This is a genomic window from Pseudarthrobacter adonitolis (assembly GCF_055412845.1).
This window is the reverse complement of the sequence record NZ_JBVAYW010000002.1, coordinates 225,201-248,777: the sequence shown is the minus strand read 5'-3', so window position 1 is coordinate 248,777 and position 23,577 is coordinate 225,201. Positions and strand designations below refer to the sequence as shown.

General features: G+C 64.9%; 16 protein-coding genes. 7 read left to right on the top strand and 9 right to left on the bottom strand.

Features of this window, described 5'->3' with window-relative positions:
* Window positions 1-7 precede the first annotated feature (7 nt).
* Both metK and ACZYZ4_RS03705 read left to right on the top strand, forming a co-directional pair.
* Complete coding sequence (metK, locus tag ACZYZ4_RS03710) at window positions 8-1,243, top strand: methionine adenosyltransferase (protein WP_463858310.1); 1,236 nt, start codon at window positions 8-10, stop codon at window positions 1,241-1,243.
* Between the two features lie 11 nt (window positions 1,244-1,254).
* Window positions 1,255-3,390, top strand: coding sequence for a primosomal protein N' (locus ACZYZ4_RS03705; RefSeq protein ID WP_463858308.1), 2,136 nt, complete (start codon window positions 1,255-1,257; stop codon window positions 3,388-3,390).
* Window positions 3,391-3,412: 22 nt separating this feature from the next.
* Here the strand turns inward: ACZYZ4_RS03705 and ACZYZ4_RS03700 are convergent, their stop codons facing one another.
* Genes ACZYZ4_RS03700 through ACZYZ4_RS03685 form a run of 4 tightly spaced genes read right to left on the bottom strand, consistent with a single transcriptional unit; the run spans window position 3,413 to window position 7,281 of the window.
* Window positions 3,413-4,489, bottom strand: a complete 1,077-nt coding sequence (locus ACZYZ4_RS03700) for a glycosyltransferase family 4 protein (protein ID WP_463858306.1) — start codon at window positions 4,487-4,489, stop codon at window positions 3,413-3,415.
* Window positions 4,486-5,415, bottom strand: a complete 930-nt coding sequence (locus ACZYZ4_RS03695; protein WP_463858304.1) for an alpha/beta fold hydrolase — start codon at window positions 5,413-5,415, stop codon at window positions 4,486-4,488. Before ACZYZ4_RS03695 ends, ACZYZ4_RS03700 begins: the two co-directional genes overlap by 4 nt.
* Window positions 5,416-5,426: 11 nt before the next feature.
* On the bottom strand, window positions 5,427-6,296 hold the full coding sequence (locus tag ACZYZ4_RS03690; protein ID WP_463858303.1) for an aldo/keto reductase: 870 nt from the start codon (window positions 6,294-6,296) through the stop codon (window positions 5,427-5,429).
* Window positions 6,297-6,306: 10 nt separating this feature from the next.
* Entirely contained in the window at window positions 6,307-7,281 is a 975-nt protein-coding gene (locus ACZYZ4_RS03685) for a sugar-binding transcriptional regulator (RefSeq protein WP_463858301.1), read from the bottom strand.
* Window positions 7,282-7,405: 124 nt separating this feature from the next.
* Between ACZYZ4_RS03685 and ACZYZ4_RS03680 the strand changes: the two genes are divergently transcribed.
* From ACZYZ4_RS03680 to glpK, 3 genes are all read left to right on the top strand, one after another.
* A complete protein-coding gene (locus ACZYZ4_RS03680; protein ID WP_463858299.1) occupies window positions 7,406-9,217 on the top strand; it encodes a glycerol-3-phosphate dehydrogenase/oxidase in 1,812 nt (603 codons plus the stop codon).
* Window positions 9,218-9,309: 92 nt separating this feature from the next.
* A complete protein-coding gene (locus tag ACZYZ4_RS03675; protein ID WP_463858297.1) occupies window positions 9,310-10,062 on the top strand; it encodes an MIP/aquaporin family protein in 753 nt (250 codons plus the stop codon).
* Window positions 10,063-10,105: 43 nt separating this feature from the next.
* On the top strand, window positions 10,106-11,620 hold the full coding sequence (gene glpK / locus ACZYZ4_RS03670; RefSeq protein WP_463858295.1) for a glycerol kinase GlpK: 1,515 nt from the start codon (window positions 10,106-10,108) through the stop codon (window positions 11,618-11,620).
* A 90-nt stretch (window positions 11,621-11,710) separates the two neighbouring features.
* On the opposite strand, the gene ACZYZ4_RS03665 is transcribed toward glpK, so the two are convergent.
* From ACZYZ4_RS03665 to ACZYZ4_RS03645, 5 genes are all read right to left on the bottom strand, one after another.
* Window positions 11,711-11,983 carry a hypothetical protein gene (locus ACZYZ4_RS03665; RefSeq protein WP_463858293.1) on the bottom strand — a complete coding sequence of 91 codons (273 nt, stop codon included), beginning with the start codon at window positions 11,981-11,983 and terminating at the stop codon, window positions 11,711-11,713.
* Window positions 11,984-12,226: 243 nt separating this feature from the next.
* A complete protein-coding gene (locus ACZYZ4_RS03660) occupies window positions 12,227-15,370 on the bottom strand; it encodes an efflux RND transporter permease subunit (RefSeq protein WP_463858291.1) in 3,144 nt (1,047 codons plus the stop codon).
* A gap of 1 nt (window position 15,371) precedes the next feature.
* Window positions 15,372-15,827: a hypothetical protein gene (locus tag ACZYZ4_RS03655; RefSeq protein ID WP_463858289.1), complete on the bottom strand. Its 456-nt coding sequence runs from the start codon at window positions 15,825-15,827 to the stop codon at window positions 15,372-15,374.
* Entirely contained in the window at window positions 15,824-18,973 is a 3,150-nt protein-coding gene (locus ACZYZ4_RS03650; RefSeq protein WP_463858287.1) for an efflux RND transporter permease subunit, read from the bottom strand. The genes ACZYZ4_RS03655 and ACZYZ4_RS03650 overlap by 4 nt, the downstream gene beginning before the upstream one ends.
* Window positions 18,974-19,309: 336 nt before the next feature.
* A complete protein-coding gene (locus ACZYZ4_RS03645; protein WP_463858285.1) occupies window positions 19,310-19,519 on the bottom strand; it encodes a hypothetical protein in 210 nt (69 codons plus the stop codon).
* A 397-nt stretch (window positions 19,520-19,916) separates the two neighbouring features.
* Between ACZYZ4_RS03645 and leuS the strand changes: the two genes are divergently transcribed.
* Window positions 19,917-22,442, top strand: a complete 2,526-nt coding sequence (leuS, locus tag ACZYZ4_RS03640; protein ID WP_463858283.1) for a leucine--tRNA ligase — start codon at window positions 19,917-19,919, stop codon at window positions 22,440-22,442.
* 57 nt (window positions 22,443-22,499) lie between these two features.
* Window positions 22,500-23,525, top strand: a complete 1,026-nt coding sequence (locus tag ACZYZ4_RS03635; RefSeq protein ID WP_463858281.1) for a DegV family protein — start codon at window positions 22,500-22,502, stop codon at window positions 23,523-23,525.
* The last annotated feature ends 52 nt before the right edge of the window (window positions 23,526-23,577 follow it).

Here is a 23,577-nt window from a genome sequence, read left to right as displayed (position 1 = left end):
TAGTTGAGTGACTTTACCGCTGCACATTCCCCACACCCACGGGGCCACGCCCTCCGCACTCCGGCTCTTCACGTCCGAGTCGGTCACTGAAGGCCACCCGGACAAGATCTGCGACCAGATCAGTGACGCCATCCTGGATGCACTGCTCGCCGCGGATCCCGAGTCCCGCGTCGCGGTGGAGACCATGGCCACTACCGGCCTGGTCCATGTTGCCGGTGAGGTCACTACAGACGCCTACGTCGAAATCCCGCAGATCGTCCGGGAAACCATCCTGGGCATCGGCTATGACTCCTCGGCCAATGGCTTTGATGGCGCCCGCTGTGGTGTGTCTGTATCCATTGGACAGCAGTCCAACGACATCGCCGGCGGTGTCTTCAACTCCCTCGAAGCCCGCGAAGGCCGCCAGGAGGACGACTACGACCTCCAGGGCGCCGGCGACCAGGGCCTGATGTTTGGGTACGCGAGCGACGAAACGCCGTCCTACATGCCGGTCCCGATCTGGATCGCGCACCGCCTGTCCGAACGCCTCACCGAGGTGCGCAAGTCCGGCGAGCTCTCTTACCTCCGCCCCGACGGCAAGACTCAGGTCACCATCGGCTATGACAAGGACGTGCCGGTTTCCGTGGAAACCGTCGTTATCTCCAGCCAGCACGCCGAAGGAACCAGCCTGGACCGCCTGCGCGCGGACCTCGCCTCCTTTGTGATTAATCCCGTGTTGGCCGCAGCCAACCTGGACATCTCCCGGACGGCCAACATCCTGAACCCGGCCGGCGAGTTTGTCATCGGCGGACCCGTCGGTGACGCCGGCCTGACCGGACGCAAGATCATTGTGGACACCTACGGCGGGATGGCCCGCCACGGCGGCGGCGCCTTCTCGGGCAAGGACCCCTCCAAAGTGGACCGTTCCGCTGCCTACGCCATGCGCTGGGTTGCCAAGAACGTCGTGGCGGCCGGACTGGCAAAGCGTGCCGAGATCCAGATTGCCTACGCCATCGGCCAGGCCCGTCCCGTGGGCACGTACGTGGAAACCTTCGGCACGGAGACGGTGGATCCGGCCCGGATCAGCGCCGCCATCGCGGAGATCTTCGACCTCCGCCCGCGGGCCATCATCGATGCCCTGGACCTCAAGCGTCCCATCTACGCCAAGACCGCCGCGCACGGACACTTCGGCCGCGACGATCCCGACTTCACCTGGGAGCGCCTGGACCGGGTGGAGGACTTGAAGGCCTTCTTCAACGCGTAGGCCAGCCTGCCATGGCCTCTGATGAGTCTGTCCCTCCCGGCGCTGTCCAATTGTCGCTGCTGCAGGGCTTCCCGGCGAAGGCCAGGCCGTCCGGACCTCCCCTGGCCGCGCACCTTCCGGTGGCTCGGGTCCTTGTAGAGACGCCGCTGCCGCATCTGGACCGGCCCTTCGACTACAGCGTGCCGGCCGAACTGGATGAGGCCGCGCAGGCCGGCGTCCGGGTCAAAGTCAGCTTCAACGGCCAGGACCTGTCCGGGTTCATCATTGAACGGACTGCAGAATCCGACGCCGGCCACACCCTGGTGCCCCTGCAGAACGTGGTCTCTCCCGTCGTTGTCCTGACGCCGGCTGTCCGGGATTTGGTGTCCGCCGTCGGGGCCCGGTATGCGGGCACGGTCAGCGACGTGCTTCGCGTCGCGGTTCCTCCGCGCATGGCGAGGCTCGAGAAGGAGTTCCTCACCGCCTCCGTAGTAGAGTCTGTTGCCCCGGCTCCGCTCTCCGACGCCGACGCCGTTACTGGCCCGGACGCCCCTTCCGGGACGGAGACCGACTGGGCCGGGTACCGTAATGGGCCGGCATTTGTCCGCCACCTGCGGGACGGCGGATCTCCACGGGCAGTCTTCAATCCACTCCAGGGATTCGGCCCGGAAGCATGGCCGCACCTGATGGCAACGGCCGTGGCAGCAGTCCGTGCCTCCGGCCGCGGCGCCGTGGTGGTGGTACCGGACTACCGGGACCTGGACCAGCTCGAAAAGGCTCTCCTGGCGGTGCTGCCTGCCGATGATATCGCCCGGCTGACGGCCGAGGACGGTCCCACCCCCCGCTACCGGAATTTCCTGCGCCTTCTGGCCGGGTCCGCTCGCGTGGCCATCGGCACGCGTTCTGCAGCGTTTGCTCCGGTTCAGGATCTGGGCCTTGTTGCCTGCTGGGACGACGGCGATGACCTCCACATCGAACAGCGTGCCCCGTATGCCCATACCCGCGACGTGCTGTTGCTTCGCGCGGACCAAGAAGGCACCGCCTGCCTGATGGCGGGTCATTCCAGGAGCACGGAACTCCAGCGGCTGGTGGAGGCCGGCTGGGCCATGCCCGTCGAGGCCGATCGGGCGTTCGCACGACGGACCGTGCCCCGGGTGCTGAACACGGCGGACAGCTTCGAACAGGAACGGGACCCCCTGGCCCTGGTTGCGAGGCTTCCCGGTGCCGCGTGGCGGGCTGCCAAGGAAGGGCTGGAACGCGGGCCCGTCCTGGTGCAGGTGGCCCGCGCCGGCTACGCCCCGTCGCTCGTATGTGAGACCTGCCGCGAACCTGCCCGATGCCAGGCCTGCCAAGGTCCCCTTGCCCTGGCCGGCGCCAGCGGCAGTTCTGCGATCCCGCAGTGCCGCTGGTGTTCCACGCCGACGCCGGAGTGGCAGTGTGCCCACTGCGCGGGGCACAAGCTCCGTAAGGGCGCCACCGGAGTCCTGCGGACAGCCGAAGAGCTGGGCCGGGCATTTCCCGGGAAAGCAGTTATTACGTCCTCGGGCGGCAACGTCAAGGCCGGCGTTGGCAGCGCCAAGGCCCTGGTGGTGGCCACCGTCGGGGCCGAGCCCGTGGCGGATGGCGGTTACGCTGCGGCGCTGCTCCTCGACGGCGACTCCCTGCTTCGACGGGAGAACCTCCGCGCCGGGGAGGACACCGTGCGCCGCTGGTTCAATGCCGCAGCTTTGGTGCGCCCGGCGTCCGAGGGCGGACTGGTGGTCATCACCGCGACGGAAAGTGTTGCTGTTGGCGCGTTGCTGCGGTGGGACCCGGCCGGGTACGCCCGGCGCGAGCTGGAACTCCGGATGGAACTCCAACTGCCTCCGGCCGTCAGGATTGCCTCGCTCACCGGCCCCAGGGCCGCCGTCGTACATTTTTCCGGGGCCGTGGAGAAGGAGCTGGCCACCGCCGGCGTGGCACTGCGGACCGCAGGACCGGCCCCGCTGGTGCTGACCGGTCCCGCGGCCGCCGCGGGGGCCGGTGACGACGCCCGTACCCTCCTGTTCTTTGCGTACGGGCAGGCAGCCACGGTCACCCGCGTGCTGCGTGCAACAAAAGCTGCGGCCGCCGCCAAGAGGAGCACGGAACCGGTCCAGGTCAGACTGGACGGCGTGGACGTCCTCTAACGGTCGCCCCTCGCGGCGTCCGCTACCGGCTGCGCCGCGCCATGATGTCGTGGGCCACGTCCACCAATTGCTGGGCGGATTCATCCCAGCTGAACTCCTGGGCACGCGCCACAGAAAGGCGGGACACCTGTTGCCAGTGGGCGTCGTCGCGCAATGTCTGCACTGCCGCGGCGAAGTCTGCCGGGGACGCGGGGTCAACGTAAGTTGCCGCGTTGCCGCCCACCTCGCGGAAAATCGGTATGTCGCTGGCAATGACCGGGGTGCCAAGGGCCATGGCCTCCACCAGCGGAAGACCGTATCCCTCGGCGCGGGAGAGGCTCACCAGCGCCGTGGCGCGCTTGAGCATGACGGCATATTCGTCATCGGTGACCCCGTTGCGGAAGACCACCTTGGCGCCGGGCGGCACCATGACCTCCAGCTCGGCCCGGCGTTCCGCGGTGATCCTGCTCAGCAGGTACAGGGTGAAATCAGGGAGCTCAGACATTCCAGCCACCATCGTTTCAACGTTCTTATAGGGCATAAACGAGCCCATGTACACCAGCGAATGGTCCGCCCCGGCGGCAGGATCGCGCGGTTCCTGTGCGGGCTGCGGGGCGTTGCTGATGATCCGCACCGGCCTTTTGGTCAGCCGGTACTTGGCCATCAGCGCTTCTGTGGTCCGGCTGATGGTGGCCACGGTGTCCGCCCGGTTGAGGAGGACGCGCTGCGGCCAGAACGCCTTGTGGTAGAGCCGCCACAGCACGCGGACGGGTGCCGGCAGGAATCCCGGGGGAGCGGGGTGCTCGTAGTAAATGAGGTCGTGCAGGGTCAGGACCAGGCCGTACTTGCGCCCCCAGCTGCCCATGGTCTGCATGGGGCACACCACAACGTCGGCCCCAAGCGGGTTGATCCTGCGGGCCACGAACAGCTCCAGCGGGGACAGCGGACTGTTGATCAACGTGTACGGAACATCCGGGAGAAGCGCCAGTTGGCGCGTGTCGCTGATGAGCATGGAGACGTCGGCCACCTTCGCCATGGCGGCGATGAGGCTGGCCCCGTAACGGCTGATGCCGTCGTGGTGGTCGGTCCGGGTGAATCGTGCATCGATGACAATCTTCACGCGGGGTGGTCCTTAAGGAAGCTGCGGATGAAGCCGGCTGCGGGTCCGGGCGTTTCGTAGTGGATCAGGTGGCCGACGCCGGGAATGACTTTGAGGACACCGTCGGGGAGGAGCGCGGCGAGCCGGTGCTGGTCCGGCATGGTGGCAATCTCGTCCTTTTCACCGGCAACCAGGAGCACCGGCAGGTCCAGCTTCCCGGCAACCTCGGCCACATGGCCGCTGACGGACGCCGTGAACGATTCGAGGAGACTTTCCCGGTCCGCGAACGCACTGAAGTAAGCATGGTGCTGGCCGTGGATGAAGCGGCGCAGCTCTTTGTCGGCCGTCTTGGCCATGGCCTCGCTCATGACCCGGACAATCAGTGGACTGCGCAGCAGTGCCAGTCCCAGCGGGCGGGGGAGCCGGGCCGCCAGCCGGTAGTAGAGGACGGCCAGCTTGGTCATGATCCCCTTGGGACCTTCCAGGGCGGGCGCGGCGATGGGATTGATCAGGATCAGAGGTGTGACGCTGCCCGGGTGGGTCGCGACAAAATGGGAGGCGACGATCGAGCCGAAGGAGTGCCCCAGCAGCACAGTGTCCGCACCAAGGCCGAGCGCCGCCATAAACGCGGTGACAAACGTGCCGTACTGCTCCACCGAATGCTTCCCGGAGGCGAACGCGGCGGAGCTGCCGAACCCTGGCAGGTCCGGCATGATGATGCGCATGTCCGGCAACTGGTCTGCCACCCGGAGCAGGCCGTGGTGATCGCCGCGGAAGCCGTGGATGACCAGGATGGTGCGGGTATCAGGTGAGGCCTGGACTGGTTCGTAGGTCCAGTACGCCACGGCGCTGCCATTGATCACGATGTCGGCGGCCCGGGTGCGGGCCGCCAGCCCGGGGCTGAAGAACGAGGGCGCAGGGGATGGCTGTTGATCGGCGGTTTTCATGACCCTCGGTCCTAGTTGACGTTGTCGGGGTGGGACCCGGTGCGCTGCCCGCGGTCAAGCTCAGCCAAGGCTGCCATGTCGCGGTCTGAAAGTTCAAAGCCAAAGACGTCCAGGTTTTCCCTGATCCGGGACTCGGAGCTTGCCTTGGGGATGGCGATGTTCCCCAGCTGGATATGCCACCGAAGAATGATCTGGGCCGCTGTCCTGCTGTGTTCGGCCGCCAGGGCAAGGACCACGGGATCCGACAGCACGTGTCCGCGCCCCAGGGGGCTCCAGGCTTCCGTCCGGATGCCTACGGTGTGGTGCTTGTCCCTGAGCTCCGCCTGCTGAAGCCACGGGTGCAGTTCAATCTGGTTCACGGCGGGTACCACTTCGGCACTCTCGAGCAGGCGGTCCAGGTGCGCCGGCTGGAAGTTGCAGACACCGATGGCCCGGGCCTTGCCTTCGCGGTACAGGGTTTCGAGGGCGCGGTATGTGTCGGTGAACAGATCCAGCTTGGCGCAGGGCCAGTGGATCAGGTACATGTCCACGTAGTCCAGGCCGAGGTTGACCATGGAGGTATCGAAGGCACGGAGCGTCGCGTCGTACCCCTGGTCATCGTTCCAGACTTTCGTGGTAATGAATACGTCTTCCCGCCGCAGGCCAGGCGAGGATTCCCCGGAGCCGCCGCTTCTGCCTTCGGAATCCATGGCGGGGCCGAGTCCGCGCGCCACGCCGGTTTCGTTGCCGTACATGGCTGCCGTATCAAAGTGGCGGTATCCGGTGCCCAGTGCCGTGGCCACCAGGCCGGATGTTTCCGCTGCCGGAACTTTGTACAGCCCGAATCCCAACTGGTCGATCAGCACGCCGTTGTTGAGGCTGAGGCGGGGTGAGGTTTTCATAGCATTGACTTTACCCATTGGGCCAGGCGACACCGCCAAAGCCCACCAGACGGCGCGCGGTGGCTTCATCCAAGATAAGGTCGGTGGCAAGTCCGGCGGAGAGGGCACCGCGCAGACCGTTGATCTTCGACGCACCGGAGACCACGCAGATCCGACGCCGGACCTGGCGCAGCTGGGAGAGCGCCGGACCGGTGGAGCGTTCGTTCAGGACGATGCCGTCAGAGGATCCGTCACGCCGGAAAAAGACCGTGGCAACGTCACCCACGACATCCGAATTGGCTAGGTTCTTCAGGTCGCTTTCGTCCAGGTATCCGCCTGCATAGACGTGGCTGGGGTAGTCCGCATCCACGGATCCGACGCCGAAGACTGCGATGCTCATCCTGGCCTGCAGGTCCAGGATCCGCTGCACGCTGCGCTCATTCCACATGGCGGTCTTGGTGGCGGCGTGGTCAAAGAACGCCGGAACGGGGAACTGCTCTACCCGCGCCCCGTAGGCACTTCCGAAACGGCGCATGATGTCACTGGCGTAGGTGATGCCGGTGGTGTGCATGTTTCCGGCGCCGTTCAATTGGACCACCACCGTGTCGTGGGTGATCTTGCGGGTGAGGTGCCTGCTGACGGCGCTGAGCGTTGATCCCCACGCGACGCCGATAATCGCATTGGAATCCACCAGCGGGCCGATGGTGCGTGCTGCCTGCATAGCCACGCGGTCCAGTGTTTCCGCCTCGTTGAGGGACTCAAGGACCGGAACAACGTGCACGTCCACGCTGTACTCGCGCCGGATCATACTTTCCAGCTCGGGGCCGGTGTCCAGCGGATTGCGGATCTGGATTTGCACCAGGCCCGTATCCCGGGCCGCGGAAAGAAGCCTGGAAACGGTGGACCGGGACGTCCGAAGTTCCCGGGCGATCGCGTCCATGGTCAGATCCTGGAGGTAGTACATCTGTGCAGCCCGGAGCGCATCCGAGTGTCGGGAAAGCGTCATTCTGTTTCCATTCTGCACGTTTGTGCATAGTGCTTGACACCATTTTCCAATAGTCCAAACAATAGTTGAAGAACGGCGGTGCATCCGGCGGATGCCCGCACGCCAACAAACCCAGGGAGCAGTTTTGGGACTCAAGGATTCACTCGGTCATACCGGCGCCACGCCCGCCCACAGCACCGTGCCGCGCGCATCGGTCCAGGGTCTGCGGAATCGTCCGCACGCCAAGGTATTGATCATCGGCGGTGGCATCAACGGCGTGGGAACCTTCCGGGACCTCGCCCTGCAGGGAGTGGACGTGGCCCTGGTGGAGCGTGGCGACTACTGCCAGGGTGCCAGCGGTGCGTCCTCCCATATGATTCATGGCGGCATCCGTTACCTCGAAAACGGTGAATTCCGCCTCGTCCGGGAATCCGTGATGGAACGCAACCGCCTCCTGCGGATCGCACCGCACTATGTGAAGCCCCTCCAGACCACTATCCCCATCTTCAGCACCTTTTCCGGCGTCCTGTCCGCACCCTTGCGGTTCCTCACGCACAAGCAGCAGGGCAAACCCAAGGAGCGCGGCGCCTTCCTGATCAAACTTGGGCTCAGCATGTACGACTCGTTCTCCCGCGACGGCGGCACCGTGCCGCGCCACCAGTTCCGCGGACGTAAGCGGGCCCTCGCCGAGCTGCCGCACCTGCACCCCGGAATCAAATACGCAGCCACCTACTTCGACGCCTCGGTACACAACCCCGAGCGGCTCACGCTCGATGTGCTCCAGGACGGTGAGAAGGCAGGGCAGGCCAGTGGCGGACCGGAAAGCTCAACAGCCCGGGCGAGCAACTACCTCGCACTGCATTCTCTCGGCGGGGCTGCCACGCAGTCCGGCACCACGGTCCAGCTCCGCGACGAACTGACTGGCGAGCTGTTTGATTTCACCGCGGACGTCATCGTCAACACCACCGGCGCCTGGGTGGACCTGACCAACGAAGCCATGGGGGCGGCGTCGGCCTTTATGGGCGGCACGAAGGGATCGCACATTGTGCTGGACCACCCGGTCCTGCTCGAGGCCTGCAAAGGCCGGGAGATCTTCTTTGAGCACACGGACGGCCGGATCGTCCTCATCTATCCCATGGGCGACCGGGTCCTGGTGGGAACCACTGATGTCAACGCGGACATGACGCAGGACGCGGTGTGCACGGATGAGGAGATCGAGTACTTCTTCAACCTGATCGGCCACGTCTTCCCGGACATCAGCGTGCGGCGTGACCAGATCGTTTACACGTTCTCCGGCGTCCGCCCGCTGCCACGCCACGACGCCACCCAGCCGGGGTTTGTCTCGCGCGACTACCGCATTGAGCGGCGCACCCCGGCTGCCGGGGCACCCGGCGCAGGAACCGCCGTCGTACTCAGCCTGGTGGGCGGCAAGTGGACCACTTTCCGGGCTCTGGCCGAGCACATGGCAAATGATGTGCTTGCCGAGCTGGGGATGGAACGGAAGGTCTCGACGGCGAAGCTCGCCATCGGAGGAGGGGCCGGCTTCCCCGAGGATGAGACCGGAATCCAGAAATGGATCAAGGCGCACATGGGCGCCGGCCGGGACGCTGACCGCACCGCCATCCTGCTGACGCGCTACGGCACGAGGGCCGCCGACGTGATCGCCTACCTTGATGCCGGCCCGGACAGGCTGCTCCGTTCCACCCGCGAACTCAGCGTCCGGGAGCTGGAGTTCATGGCCCGGAATGAGCAGATCGGGCACCTCATCGATGTCCTGGTCCGGCGTACGTCGCTTGCCTTCCGGGGGCTGGTTACGGGTGAACTCCTCGTCGAGGTGTCCGATGTCCTTTCCGCCCCGCTCGGTTGGGACGCGGCAGCCAAGGCTGCCGAGATCCAACGAGCGCGGGAGGTGCTGGAGCGCTTCCACGGCGTGCAGATCCACAGCCTGGTGGCCTAGGCAGGCCAGGCTGCAGCCGGGGCGTCTAAGCGCTCCGGTTCAACGGTCCTTCAACCCGCGAAGGACCGAAAACAGAAATAGAGGAGTCAACGATGTCTCTTGAAATTGTTTTTCTTTCCGAAGTCTTCGGAACGGCGATGCTCACCCTTCTGGGTTGCGGTGTCGTGGCCAACGTTGCCCTGAAGGGCACAAAAGGCAACAGCGGCGGGTTCCTGATGGTCACCTGGGGGTGGGGGATCGCCGTCTTCGCGGGTGTTTTCGTTGCCGCCAAATCCGGCGCCCACCTCAATCCCGCCGTCACGCTGGGCCTACTGGTTAACGGCAAGAGCGAGTATGCTCCCGGTGTCACGGTTGACATCGCCTCGACTCTCACGTACTTCGGCGGTGAATTGCTGGGGGCATTCCTGGGCGCGGTCATTTGCTGGGCCGCGTACAAGCAGCATTTCGATGTCGAACCCGTGGCAGCCAACAAGCTAGCGACGTTCTCCACCGGTCCGGCCATCCGCTCCACGCCATGGAACCTTGTTACGGAGATCATCGGCACGTTCGTCCTGGTATTCGTCATCCTGACATTTGGCGGGACGCCCTCGGGCCTGGGGCCGCTGGCGGTCGCCCTGCTCGTGGTGGGCATCGGTGTATCACTGGGCGGACCGACGGGCTATGCCATCAATCCCGCCCGTGACCTCGGGCCGCGTATCGCACACGCACTCCTGCCCATCAAGGGCAAGGGTTCAAGTGACTGGGCTTACTCCTGGATCCCCGTGGTGGGGCCGCTGGTTGGCGGGACGCTTGCCGGTCTGGTCGCCCTCTGGGTTCCCATGATCATGCCTGCCCTCGCCGGCTAGTAACCATTTCAAACGCACACGAAATACAGACAAGGACGTCACCATGAACCAATACGTAATCGCCATCGACCAGGGCACCACCAGCTCCCGCGCCATCATCTTTGACCACAGTGGCACCATCGTGTCCTCGGGCCAGATGGAGCACGAGCAGATCTTCCCGCAGGCGGGCTGGGTAGAGCACAACCCTGCCGAGATCTGGAACAACACCCGCGAGGTGATCGCTTCCGCCCTCTCCAAGGCGAACCTGACCCGGCACGATATCGCCGCCGTCGGAATTACCAACCAGCGCGAGACAGCCGTCGTCTGGGACAAGACCACCGGCGAGGCCGTCTACAACGCGATTGTCTGGCAGGATACCCGGACTCAGGACATCGTAGATGAGCTGGCCAAGGACGGCGGCCCGGAGCGGTTCAAGCAGAAAGTCGGACTGCCCCTGGCCACCTATTTTTCCGGCACGAAGATCAAGTGGATCCTGGATAACGTCGACGGGGCCCGGGCCAAGGCGGACGCCGGTGACCTGGTCTTCGGCAACACCGATTCCTGGGTGCTCTGGAACCTGACCGGCGGGGTGGACGGCGGCGTGCACGCCACGGACGTCACCAATGCCTCCCGCACTCTGTTCATGGACCTCGAAACGCTGAGTTGGGATGAGGAGATCCTGGGCATCTTCGGAGTGCCGCTGAGCATGATGCCGGCCATTAAGTCCTCCTCGGAGGTCTACGGCAGCGTGCACACCTCCCAGCTGCTGCGCGAAGTTCCCGTCGCCGGCATCCTGGGTGACCAGCAGGCGGCCACGTTCGGCCAGGCGGCGTTCGAGGCCGGTGAAGCCAAAAACACGTACGGCACCGGGTGCTTCCTGATCTTCAACACCGGCGAGGAGATTATTCATTCGAAGAACGGACTACTCACCACGGTCGGGTACAAGCTCGGCGATGCCCCAACGCACTATGCGCTGGAAGGCTCCATCGCGGTCACCGGTTCCCTAATTCAATGGCTGCGCGACAACCTGGGCATGATCAGCAGCGCGCCGGAAGTGGAAACGCTGGCGGCGGCCGTCCAAGACAACGGCGGAGTCTACATTGTTCCGGCGTTCTCGGGCCTCTTTGCCCCGTACTGGCGCTCGGACGCCCGCGGCGCCATCGTAGGCCTGACCCGGTTCGTCAACAAGAACCACATCGCCCGGGCGGCGCTGGAGGCCACGGCCTTCCAGACCCGCGAGGTACTGGACGCGGTCAACGCGGACTCCGGCGTCCCGTTGACTGAACTGAAGGTCGACGGCGGCATGGTGGCCAACGACGCGCTCATGCAGTTCCAGGCGGACATCCTGGGCGTTCCGGTGATCCGGCCCAAGGTAGTGGAAACCACCGCACTGGGTGCGGCCTACGCCGCGGGCCTCGCCGTCGGGTTCTGGAAGGATCTCGGTGAGCTGTCGGCCAACTGGTCTGAGGACAAGCGGTGGGAACCGAAACTGGACCAGGCCGAGCAGGACCGGCAGCTGCGCCTCTGGAAGAAGGCAGTCACCAAATCCATGGACTGGGTTGACGAGGACGTGCGCTAAGGCACCACGGACCGGACGGCGAACAGCACCAGAGGGGGAGGACGGCCTGCATGCCGTCCTCCCCCTCTGGTGCGCGGCTCTCGTGCGCGTTCAGGAAGCCGGAGCGGGTCCTTCCAGTTCTGCCGGCGGTGTCTTCGCATAGATGCTTCTGCTGACCGAGTATGCCCGCTCATCCAGTTCCAACGCTTGGGTGTTGACGGCCGCAAACTGCGCGGCGCCCAGCTTCTTCACTTTCACCAGGTCCATGAATTCCTGGTTGGGACCGCCGACGGCGGTGACTTTCACCAACCTTGTTCCGGCTGAGTAGAACTTCCGCTGGTGGCCTGCCTCAGGCGGTTCCAGCGGGTTGTATTCATCGATCACCAGTACATCGTCGTAGCAGCCAGTCGGGACGCAGACGTCTGGTTTTTCTGGAACACTGTCCCGCAGTCAAGGAAGTGAACCTTGGGTGCATAGGCCTGGACATAGTCCGGTGTGCCGGTCCGGGGCCTGGCCTGCATGGCGATGCCGGCCCGGGCCTTGGCAAGCCGCTGATGAAAGTGCTGGGCGCACCTGTGCTCGAAAAGCCAGGTGACGTGCCTCTCATACTCGGGGGGAAGGATCCGCCTAAACGGCAGGGGCGGGTTGCAACTCGTGTGACCCGTGCCGGCGGCCGCGGCCGCCTCTGGCGAAACGCAGGTACAGCGAGGGGACGATGAACAGGTTGACCAGCGTTGACGTGACTAGCCCGCCTAGGATCACCACCGCCATAGGATGCTCGATCTCGTGGCCCGGGATGTTCCCCATCACCACCAGCGGCACGAGGGCCAGGGCAGTAGCGAGTGTGGTCATGAGGATCGGCGACAAGCGCTCTGCAGCCCCCCGAAGCACCAGGGAAGGTCCAAAGGGCATGCCCTCGTACTGCTCCAGATGCTGGCAGTGGTTGATGAGCAGGATGCCGTTGCGTGCCGCGATCCCCATGAGGGTCAGGAATCCAACCAGCGAACCCAGGGACAGGATTCCGCCGCTGAGGTGGGCAGCTATCACCCCGCCCACGAGTGCCACCGGCAGGGTCAGGATGGCCAGGGTGGCCAGCCGCCAACTCTTGAAAGCAGCCTGCAGGAGAAGGAAGACGACGATGACCGCGCCAATGGAGTAGAGCAGCAGCCGTTGGGATGCGGCCTGGCGTTCGGCGTATTCGCCGAGGACAGCCGCGCTGTAGCCGACCGGGAACTGAACAGATTCCATTTCGGAATTGAGCTTCTCCACGACCTTTGCCAGATCACCTTCCTTGACGTTGGCGCTGACGTCGATGCGCCTGGATCCCTCCGACCGCTCAATGACATTGGGCGTGGGCTGGACCGAAATCTTGGCCACATCAGCCATCCGGATCTTTTGCCCGCTCGGCGTATCGAGGGGAAGGTTCTCAATGCTCGTGACACTCGTCCGGGCCTCCGGCGGGCTCCACACCTGGACGTCGTAGGCCTTCCCGTCCCGGTAGATGTCGCCGACTTCTTCACCGGCAACAAAGGTCGCCGCGGCACGCCGCACGTCGCCCGGTTTCAACCCGTAGCGGTTCGCCGCCTCCAGGTTCACTTCCACTTCGATCTGCGGAACGTTGGCCTGGAGAGCCACCTTCGCTCCGATCGCGCCGTCAATGCCACCCAGGATTTCCTTGATCTTGCCGGCCTCCTGCCGCAGCGTCGCAAGGTCGTCTCCGTAGACACGGACGACGACGGCGTAACCGGTTCCGGTGAGTACCTCGCGAATGCGTTCCTTGAGGTACGTCTGCACGTCCCGTTGGATTCCGGGGTACCCGTCGACGACCGCCGCGACTGCTGCCAAGGTTTGGTCATAGTCGACGGCGGGGTCAACGCTGATCCAGTTCTCACCGAAGTAGACGCCCACCACCTCATCGGCGTTGAATGCCTGTCCGGTGTGGGCCCCGCAATTGTTGACGCCCGGGATTGTCATGAGTTCCTTGCAGGCCAGCTCGCTGACGCGAACTTCCTCGGAGTTGGACGTGCCAGGCTGCGTGAGCCAGTGCATCAGGAAATCACGCTCCTTAAATTCCGGGAGCAACGATTGGCCCAGCAGCGGCGCCGCCACGATGCCGACCACCCCGACGGCGGCCAGTGTCAGGTAGCCGGGGACAGGACGGCGGAGAATAGGCCGGAGCGCGTTGGCGTACCTGCGCTTCAGGACCCTGACCACCGGCGGATCGCGGTCCTCCAGCTTGGCCTTTCGCAGGACGATGTACGCCATTGCCGGCGTGACCGTCAGCGCCACGAGCATGGACGCGATCACCGCGAGCGTGTAGGACGTGGCCAGCGGCCGGAAGAACGCCCCTGTCAGTCCGTCCAGGAAGAAGATCGGAACCGTGGCCGCGACGATGATCAACGTGGCGTACACAATCGGTCCGCGGACCTCAAGCGAGGCGTTGACCACTACCCTGGCGGTGCTTCCGGTCGCGCCACTGGCCCGGTGGTGCCGGAGCCGTCTGACGATATTCTCGACGTCGATGATGGCATCGTCCACTACCACTCCGACGGCGATCACCAGCCCCGCAAGCACCATGGTATTGATCGTGCCGCCGGTCCAATACAACACGAGCGCCGCCGCCACCAGGGACAACGGGATGGCCAGCACGCTGACCAGTGCTGTCCGCCACTGGAAGAGGAAGACACTCAACACCAGGATGACCAGCAGGCATCCCAGCAGCAGGGCTATGCCCAGGTTGTCGAGGGATTCCTCAATGAAAGTTGCCGGCCGGAATATGGCCGTGTCCACAGCGATTCCCGTCAGGCCGGGTTCGAGCTGCTTCATGGCCTCTTCCACCCCCCGCGTCACTTCGAGGGTGTTGCCCCAAGGCAGTTTTTCCACGATCAGCATCAGACCCGGTCCGCCGTTAATGACGGCGTCACCGATCAGCTGCTGGTGGTCCTCCACCACATTTGCCACGTCGCCCAGCTGGAGCGGGGTCTGTCCCTCACGATCCTCCAGTGCCACCTTCGCGAGGTCCGCAGGTGTGGTGATGGGCTGTACATGCCTGATCCCGATTGTCTGGCTGGGTGTGTCCAGGGAACCGCCGGTGCCGATCATGGCACCGGAGGAATACTGGAGCAGGCCGGCGTCGAGGGCGTTGGCGGTGGTACTCATGACGGTTTCCAGGCTGACCTTGTTTGCTGCCAGCTTGGCCGGGTCAGTCTGGACCTGAAGCATCTGGAGACGTTCGCCCCAGATTGCCACGTTTGCCACGCCGGGAACTCGGAGCAGATGGGCCCTGATGTTCCAGTAGGAGATCATTGACATCTCGATCAAGGACCGGGTGTCGGAGGACAGCCCGATCTTCATGACCCGGCTGGTGGAGGACAGGGGCTGCAGCATGACCGGCGGCGCCGCCCAGGTGGGCAGCGTCGGAATGACCGTCGCCATCCGTTCGGACACCAGCTGCCGGGCAGTGAGCAGATCCGTGCCGTTCTCGAATTCCATCACAATCGAGGACAGCTGCGGTACCGACTTGGACCGCATGTGGTGGAGGCCGTCGATGCCGTTGAAGGCTTCTTCCATAGGAACCGAAACGAGTTCTTCCACCTCAGCGGCAGTGAGCCCCAAGCAGGCTGTCTGGACCTCCACTTTCGGCGGCGCGAATTCAGGGAACACGTCCACCGAGGCACTGCTGAGCTGGGCGCCGCCCACCATCATCAGGGCCGCTGCCATCGCAATGATGATCGATCTGAACCTTAGGCTTGCCGCGACTATCCGGCGCATGTCATTTGCCCGTAACGAACTCTGCGCCGAACAACTCAGCCGCGGCTACCGTTACCACTGGCGTTCCCACGGCTGGGCCGACGCTGGCTGTGACCGCGCCCGCTTCGATTTTGGTCACCGTGACGGACTGGCGCTCGTACACCCGTGGCTCGGGGTTGATGTAGACCCAGGTCTTCCCTTGCGCGTCGTACAGCAGCGCTGCGTAAGGGAACAGGACGCCTGCGCCCGCCGGACCCGGTTTGACCGTGTCAGTTTGCAGCTCCAGCCGTTCAATGGCCCGCTGGCTCAGTGTGATGCGTGCAATGCCGGTGGTGGCATTTTTTTCCACCGTGGCAGGCGCTTCAGAAACGGATTCTGCCACGGCTGCGGGTTGAGCACAGGCGGGCAGTGAAAACAGCAGTGCTGCACAGACAGCGGCCGCCACGGGCAGGCGCCCCAGGGTCCTTTTGCTGGTCATGATACTTCCACCTTTTCCGGCATAACGGGGGTGACTGGAACTTCCGATTCGTAGACCTCTGACCACTCCTCCGGCTCGGTGCGGGGGCCGAACCAGAGCGTGAGCAGCGGGAGCACAAAGAGCCCGACGAGCGTTGTGGTCACCAGGCCGCCGCCAATGATCAGCAGCATCGGCAGCATTAACGCCTGGCCTACCGTGCCGCCGAGGAGGGCGGGCGGTATCAGCACGAGGAACGTCATCAGGGCGGATTTCAGGATCGGAGAAATCCGGTCCCGGGCCGCCATCATGACCACGTCAGTGCGGGACAACTGGGCAGGTTCGCGCCAGATTTCGTCAACACGCGCGGACAGGAGAACCGCATTACGTGCAGCGATGGCCAGGACGGCCGCAAACGCCGTCAGTGACAGCCAGGACAGAGACTCCGCCCTGATCCATGCGGCGACCGCAGCTCCCGCCATCGCCGCGGGAAGCGTCAGGAAGACGGCGAGGGCAAGGTTCCAGCTCCGCACTGCTGTCTGGAGCAGAAGCAGTACAGCCAGAATGGCCGCGATTCCGAGCCCATGGACCAAGGTGTCTGCGGCCTGCAGCTGGCTGTATTTCGTCGGGACCTCGGCGTGATACTCGAGCGGGAACTGGATTTGTTGGATTGCCGCCTCGATATCCCGCTGGATGTCTGCGAGCGGGCGACCACTGACGTCAGCCACAACGTCGATCCGCCGTGAGGTGTCATCGTGCAGGATGACCACTTCATTGGGAACCATCCGGACATCGGCCACTTGGCCGAGCTGGACATGGCCGCCATTAGGGGTATCGAGGAGCAATTCACGGATGCTGGTCAGGTCGTCCCGGACGCCAACCGCACCGCGGACTACGACTTCGAAGACCTTCTGCTGTTCAAAGAGGTTGCCCACGACGATGCCCTGCATGAGCGTGGCCGCGGCGCGCCTTGCATCACCGGGCTTGATGCCGAATTTTTGGGCAGCTTCGAGATTGACCTCGACCTCGACGATCGGGGTCATGGCAGCAGCGTCGATGGTCGGGTTGTTCACGCCGTCAATCTTCTGTAGGGCCTGGCGGACCTCTTCTGCCTTCTCGCGCAGCACCGGCATTTCCGTTCCGTAGACCCGGACGGCGAAGCCCGGTTCCAGGCTGGAGCGCATGTCGCCGATGGTCTGTTGCGAGTAGTTCAGCACGTTGTGCGCGATGCCGGGGTAGCCCTGCACCACGTCCCGTACTGCCTGCTCCGTTTCGCCGAAGTTCGCGTCCGGTGCGATCGACACCCACAGTTCTGCAGAGCTGTTGCCGACCACTTGATCCGCGGAGATGGCGCGGCCCACATGCCCGCCGACTCCGGAAACTCCCGGGAGGGCCCTGAGTTCATCGGAGGCCCGGGCGGCGATGCGCCGGACTTCGTCGTTGGACGTCCCGGCCATGGTGTCCCACTGGACCAACAGGGTCCTGTCGGGCATGGTGGGAACGAGGGGCCGGTTTCCTGCCAGTTGCGAGCCGGCAGCGACGCCAAGGATCCCAAGGACCACGACGGCCACAATGGCCAGGGGCTTCCGGGCGTTGATCCGGCCCACCGCGCGGTCGTAGTACGCCTTCCCACGCCCGACGGCCGGAAATTCCGTGTAATTTGCCGTCTTTGGCTGAAGTAGAAAGTACGCCAGCACCGGCGTGACGGACAGGCCCACGATCAGGGCGGCGGCCAGGGTCAGCGCAAGCGACCAGACAAGCGGCGAAAAGAACGAGCCGCCGACTCCAGTCACGAAGAGCGTCGGAATGAGGACAATCACCATCATTAGCGATGCGTGGAACAGCGGTGTGCGGACCCCGCGGACGATGTAGCTGCTGCGCGACCTCGGGGTAGCCTCGACATCAGTCGCCTCGCGGACGGCGTGCTGTCGTCGGTGGGCCTGAACGTCTTCCACGATGTCGCCCACGATCACTGACGTGCCAAGCAGAACTCCCATCAGGACGGTGATGTTAAGTGTTGCGTTTTGGGCGAACAGCACCGCCGCCGCCGTCGTGACGGTTGTGGCGCTGGCCACGAGTGCGATCACGGCGACCCGCCAGGACCGGAACAGCAGCCAAAACAGTGCTGCCGCAATCAGCAGGCTGATCAGGAGCGCCAGGCCGAGGTTGTTGACGGAGTCCTGAACACCGGTCGCAGGCCGGAAGACGGACGTATCGATCTGGACCCCCGTGAGGCCCGGCTCCATGTCCTTGAGGGCGGCCTCAACATTACGGGTGACCTCCAGGGCGCTGGTGCCGGGGAACTTCTCGATCACCAGCATCAGGCCGGCGTCCGCCCCGACAACGGCGTCGCCGATCAGCGGCTGGTGGTCTTCCTTGACCTGGGCAATGTCGCCCAGGAGCAACTGCGGGTCCGTTTCCTCCACGCTGACCTTGGCCAGGTCGGCCGGCGTGCGGATGGGAAGGACGTGCTGGATGCCAAGGCGCTGATTCGGCGACTCCACGAAACCGCCGGTCCCCGGCGTCGAAGCCTCGAGGAAGCTCAACGGCGAAACCCAGACGGCGTTACCCGTGGTCTTCACAAGCTGCTCCAGGGTAATGCCCTTGTCACGCAGCTGCGTCGGAGTGACCTCCACCTGCAGCTGCTGTTCGCGCTGTCCCCAGATGGACACGTTCGCCACGCCCGGGATACCGATGAGCCGAGGCTTGATCTTCCACCGGGCCAGCACTGACATCTCAATGCCGGAGAGTTCCTTGGAGCCCATTTTGACCATCAGCACGCGGCTGGTGGAGGACATGGGCTGCATGATCAGCGGCGGCGATGAGACGTTAGGCAGCGCGTGCGCCTGCGTCATCCGTTCCGCGACCAACTGGCGTGCGCGCAGGAGGTCCGTGCCTGGCTCGAAGACCAGTTCGATGGACGACAGCCCCGGGACGGATTTCGAGCGGATCTCGTCCAGCCAGGCGACCCCATTGAGGAGGTCTGCCTCCATCGGTGCGGTGATGAGCTGCTCAACTTCAACCGCGGAGAGCCCTAGGGCCTCAGTCTGGATCTCTACCTGTGCGGGGGCGAACTCCGGCATGGTGTCCACGGCCATACGTGGGACGTTCACGACGCCAAAAGTTATGAGGCCCGCCGCGAGGGCGAGAACCAAGATTCGGAACTGCATGCTGAACCGGGTAACCCAGCCGAACACGGTCAGTCCCTCGCTAGTTCTTCGCAGGGGTGAAGGACGGAATTTTCAGCCCATCACATCGATGTACTGGACATTGACGCCAAGAATACATATCAGGCTCCTCGACCCGAGACCGTCTAGTTTCCCCACAGACTTGAGAATACAGTGGACCGATTCTCCCCCGCTGGCAAGGGTGGAATCTACCCCCTTGAGCCACCGCTCACTAGGGTTTACTTTGGCGAAGAGCTCAGGGCTACCTAATGGGCCCGGCGGCACTGTCCACTTCGACGGTGCCGGCACTTCCGTCGACCGTGACAGGTTAACCGGTCCTCAGACCACAGCGGCCGCGACGGCAAACAGCGGGGTCCATGCGGGTGCTGTGGCCCTGGCCACGAGGATCTCGCCGGTCTGGAACTGGGAGAAGTCCTCGGGGCCGTCAATGATCCCGCTGGCCCGAAGATGTTCACCGATCGCCGTTAGGTAGCGGCGCAGCAGCGGCCAACGCAGGGTGAAGTCCCGGGCCTGTTCCTCACGAAGCACCGCCTAATGCTGGGCAAGGCCCAGGAGTGTGTCAAACCTGCGCAGGGGACGCGTTCCCTTCAGTACGCTGCGGCAAGCGGCTGATAGAAACTGCTTGGCGGGCTTCTGTTTCGTCGCGGCCGGCTGCCCGCCCAAGTACACGCGGGCCGGGCAGCGCCCTGCCGGAGGCCTTCAGTCTGGGCCTGCCCACCGGCGGTGGGTAGGCTAAAGTAGTCCTATGCGTGCGATCCTTCTGCTTAGCTAGCCGCCCGGTGTCCGGAAACTACCGGAATGCCGCGCGGCTGCCCCTCCATGGAGAGGGGCTTTTGTGTGTCCGGGCTTGTTTCCGGGCCGGCAGCAGAGGGGATCAGACCGTTGTGGCAGCACCGATGCCGCAACAGAACAGAAGAGGGCAGCAGTGAGCGTTCAGCCGGAGACAGAGACCGGAACAGCAACAGTGTCGGCGGAAACACCCGAAGAGGGTGCCTACAGCTTCGCGGCGATGGAGGCCAAGTGGCCGCAGGTGTGGGAGGACCTTAAGGTTTTCACCCCGGTGGATGATGGTTCCCGCGAGCGCCGCTACGTGCTGGACATGTTCCCGTACCCCTCGGGTGACCTGCACATGGGCCACGCCGAGGCTTTTGCCATGGGCGATGTTGTTGCCCGGTACCTGCGGCAAAAGGGCTTCGACGTCCTGCACCCGATCGGCTGGGATTCCTTTGGCCTGCCGGCCGAAAACGCCGCCATCAAGCGCAATGCGCACCCGAGCGAGTGGACCTACGCCAACATCGACACCCAGGCGGCATCGTTCAAGCGTTACGCGATCTCCGCGGACTGGTCCCGGCGGGTGCACACCTCGGACCCCGAGTACTACCGCTGGACCCAGTGGCTGTTCAAGCGCTTCTACGAGCGGGGCCTGGCATACCGCAAGGACTCCCCGGTCAACTGGTGCCCCAAGGACCAGACCGTCCTGGCCAATGAACAGGTAGTCAACGGTGCCTGCGAACGCTGCGGCACCCCCGTCACCAAGAAGTCCCTGAACCAGTGGTACTTCAAGATCACCGAGTACGCTGACCGGCTGCTCGATGACATGGACGAGCTGCGCGGCCACTGGCCCGAGCGGGTGCTGGCGATGCAGAAGAACTGGATCGGCCGCTCCGAAGGCGCCCACGTCAACTTTGTGATCGAAGCCCACGGCGGCAAGCCTGCCAAGGACGTCACCGTTTTCACCACCCGCCCGGATACCCTGTACGGTGCCACGTTCTTTGTTGTCGCGGCCGACGCGCCGATCGCCGTCGAACTTGTCACCGAGGAGCACGCCGCCGCCCTGGACGCCTACCGCGAACAGGTCAAGGCGCTGACCGAAATCGAACGCCAGTCCACCGAACGTGAAAAGACGGGCGTCTTCACCGGCCGCTACGCCGTCAACCCGCTGAACGGCGAAAAACTGCCGGTCTGGGCGGCGGACTACGTCCTGGCCGACTACGGCACAGGCGCCATCATGGCCGTCCCGGCCCACGACCAGCGCGACCTCGACTTCGCCAAGACGTTCGACCTGCCCGTCCGCGCCGTGCTGGATACCGGTGAAGAGGATCCCACTGTTTCCGGCAAGGCCACCTCGGGCGAGGGCACACTGATCAACTCAGGCATTCTTGATGGGTTGCCGAAGACAGAGGCCATCCCGGCTGCCATCGGCATCCTGGAAAAGCAGGGCACGGGCGAGAAGTTCGTCAACTTCCGCCTGCGTGACTGGCTGTTGAGCCGCCAGCGGTTCTGGGGAACGCCCATCCCGATCATCCACTGCCCTGCCTGCGGCGAGGTTCCTGTTCCCGACGAGCAGCTGCCTGTCAGGCTGCCGGCGGATTTGCGCGGCGAGGACCTGTCCCCGAAGGGCACGTCACCGCTAGCTGCGGCCGAGGCCTGGGTCAACGTTGACTGCCCCAACTGCCACGGGCCGGCAAAGCGCGACACCGACACCATGGACACGTTCGTGGACTCGTCCTGGTACTTCCTGCGGTTCGTCTCGCCGCAGTACACCGATGGTCCCTTCGATCCGGCGAAGATCAACGAGTGGATGCCGGTAGGCCAGTATGTGGGCGGCGTGGAGCACGCCATCCTGCATCTGCTATACGCCCGGTTCTTTACCAAGGTCATCCACGACCTTGGCATGATCGATGCCGACGAACCCTTCAGTGCGCTGCTGAACCAGGGCCAGGTCCTCAACGGGGGCAAGGCCATGAGCAAGTCGCTGGGCAACGGCGTTGACCTCAGTGAGCAGCTGGACAAGTACGGCGTGGACGCCGTGCGCCTGACCATGATCTTCGCGTCCCCGCCGGAGGACGACGTCGACTGGGCGGACGTTTCGCCGTCGGGCTCCGCAAAGTTCCTGGCCCGCGCCTGGCGCCTGGCGCAGGACGTCACCAGCGAGGCTGGTGCCGATGTAACCGCCGGTGACCGTGCCTTGCGCTCCGTCACGCACCGCACCATCGCTGACGCCGCCGCGCTGCTGGACACCAACAAGTTCAACGTGGTGGTGGCCAAGCTGATGGAGCTGGTCAACGCAACACGCAAGACCATCGACACCGGCGCCGGCGGGGCGGATCCCGCCGTCCGGGAGGCGGCGGAAGTCGTTGCCGTTATCCTGAGCCTCTTCGCGCCGTACACCGCCGAGGACATGTGGAACGTCCTGGGTCACCCGGCGTCCGTAGCCAACGCCGGCTGGCCGGTGCACGACGACGCGCTGCTGGTCCAGGAGACCGTCACCGCGGTAGTCCAGGTCCAGGGCAAGGTCCGTGACCGCCTCGAAGTCTCGCCCGGGATCGGCGAAGACGAACTGCGCGATCTCGCGCTGGCCAGCGAAAACGTCCAGCGCGCGCTCGACGGCCGCGGCATCCGCACGGTGATCGTGCGGGCGCCTAAACTGGTCAACATCGTCCCGGCGTAGTCCGGGGCGCCGGCCGCCGGGCCCAACCGGCGGCCGGCCCTAAACCAGGAGGCACTCTTGCCCGACCGTGACGCCGCTGCGTGGCTCTGGCTCCGGGAGCGTCTGGCTGCCCTCCGCCCCGCCCCGCGCCAGGGCACGCCACTGCCGCCAGCCCCGGCGGCGCCCGCCGTCGTCGTCCGTACCGCGGTGGTGACCGATTCTGCCTCCGCACTGCCGGCCGACTGGGTGCATGCCTGTGCCCGTGACGGACGCCTGACTGTCATCCCGATGCCCGTTATGGTGGGCGCGGAAATCTACGGCGAGGGCGAAGACGACATCACCGAAACCATTGCGCTGGCACTCGCCAGTGGCACGTCGGTCAAGACGTCCCGCCCGTCACCCGGACAGTTTGAACAGGTCTTCCTGGCCGCCGAACGCCTAGGCTACGAAAGCGTGGTCTCCATCCACATTTCCGGTGGCTTGTCCGGGACCGCGGATGCGGCCCGGCTGGCGGCCAGCCGGGTGACCATCCCCGTGGAAATCCTTGACTCCGGCACTGTGGGCATGGCGCTGGGCATGGGTGTGCAGGCCGCGGTGGAAGCAGCCGCTGCAGGGAGTGACGCCACAGCAGCAGCCGCCGCGGCGGCGGAGCAGTTCGCGCGGGCCAAGGTCTATTTCTACGTGCCCAGCCTTGAACAGCTCCGCCGGGGCGGTCGGATCGGCGCGGCCGCGTCGCTGCTGGGGACCATGTTAGCCATCAAACCCATCCTTGCCGTCGACGACGGAAAGATCGTGCCGCTGGAAAAGGTCAGATCAGCGGCAAAAGCTGTCGCCCGCCTCGAGGAGCTGGCCGCCGCGGACGCAGCGTCGCGCCCTCACGGCCAGGCCCGCCTCGCCGTCCACCACTTCGGTAATCCGGCCGAGGCAGAAGCTTTGGCAGCCAGGCTGTCTGCGGCCCTGCCAAGCTGTCCGCGAGCCCAGATCAGCTCCCTGCCCGCCGTACTGGCAGCCCACGCGGGACTTGGCGTGCTCGCGGTGATCGTGGGGGAGAGCGGCCCAACTGTGCGGAGCCCGGAGCCGGAGCTCCCCGCAGTTTCCACATAGCGGTTTCCACATAGGGCAGGCCCGGACTGTCACCGGCGGCGTTGTATCCCTA

What these genes read in the sequence shown, in the direction of transcription:
- ACZYZ4_RS03705 (WP_463858308.1), top strand. Translation starts at nt 1,255, where the DNA reads ATGGCCTCTGATGAGTCTGTCCCTCCCGGCGCTGTCCAATTGTCGCTG.
- ACZYZ4_RS03695 (WP_463858304.1), bottom strand. Translation starts at nt 5,415, where the DNA reads ATGAAAACCGCCGATCAACAGCCATCCCCTGCGCCCTCGTTCTTCAGC.
- ACZYZ4_RS03690 (WP_463858303.1), bottom strand. Translation starts at nt 6,296, where the DNA reads ATGAAAACCTCACCCCGCCTCAGCCTCAACAACGGCGTGCTGATCGAC.
- ACZYZ4_RS03685 (WP_463858301.1), bottom strand. Translation starts at nt 7,281, where the DNA reads ATGACGCTTTCCCGACACTCGGATGCGCTCCGGGCTGCACAGATGTAC.
- ACZYZ4_RS03675 (WP_463858297.1), top strand. Translation starts at nt 9,310, where the DNA reads ATGTCTCTTGAAATTGTTTTTCTTTCCGAAGTCTTCGGAACGGCGATG.
- glpK (WP_463858295.1), top strand. Translation starts at nt 10,106, where the DNA reads ATGAACCAATACGTAATCGCCATCGACCAGGGCACCACCAGCTCCCGC.
- ACZYZ4_RS03660 (WP_463858291.1), bottom strand. Translation starts at nt 15,370, where the DNA reads ATGCGCCGGATAGTCGCGGCAAGCCTAAGGTTCAGATCGATCATCATT.
- ACZYZ4_RS03655 (WP_463858289.1), bottom strand. Translation starts at nt 15,827, where the DNA reads ATGACCAGCAAAAGGACCCTGGGGCGCCTGCCCGTGGCGGCCGCTGTC.
- ACZYZ4_RS03650 (WP_463858287.1), bottom strand. Translation starts at nt 18,973, where the DNA reads ATGCAGTTCCGAATCTTGGTTCTCGCCCTCGCGGCGGGCCTCATAACT.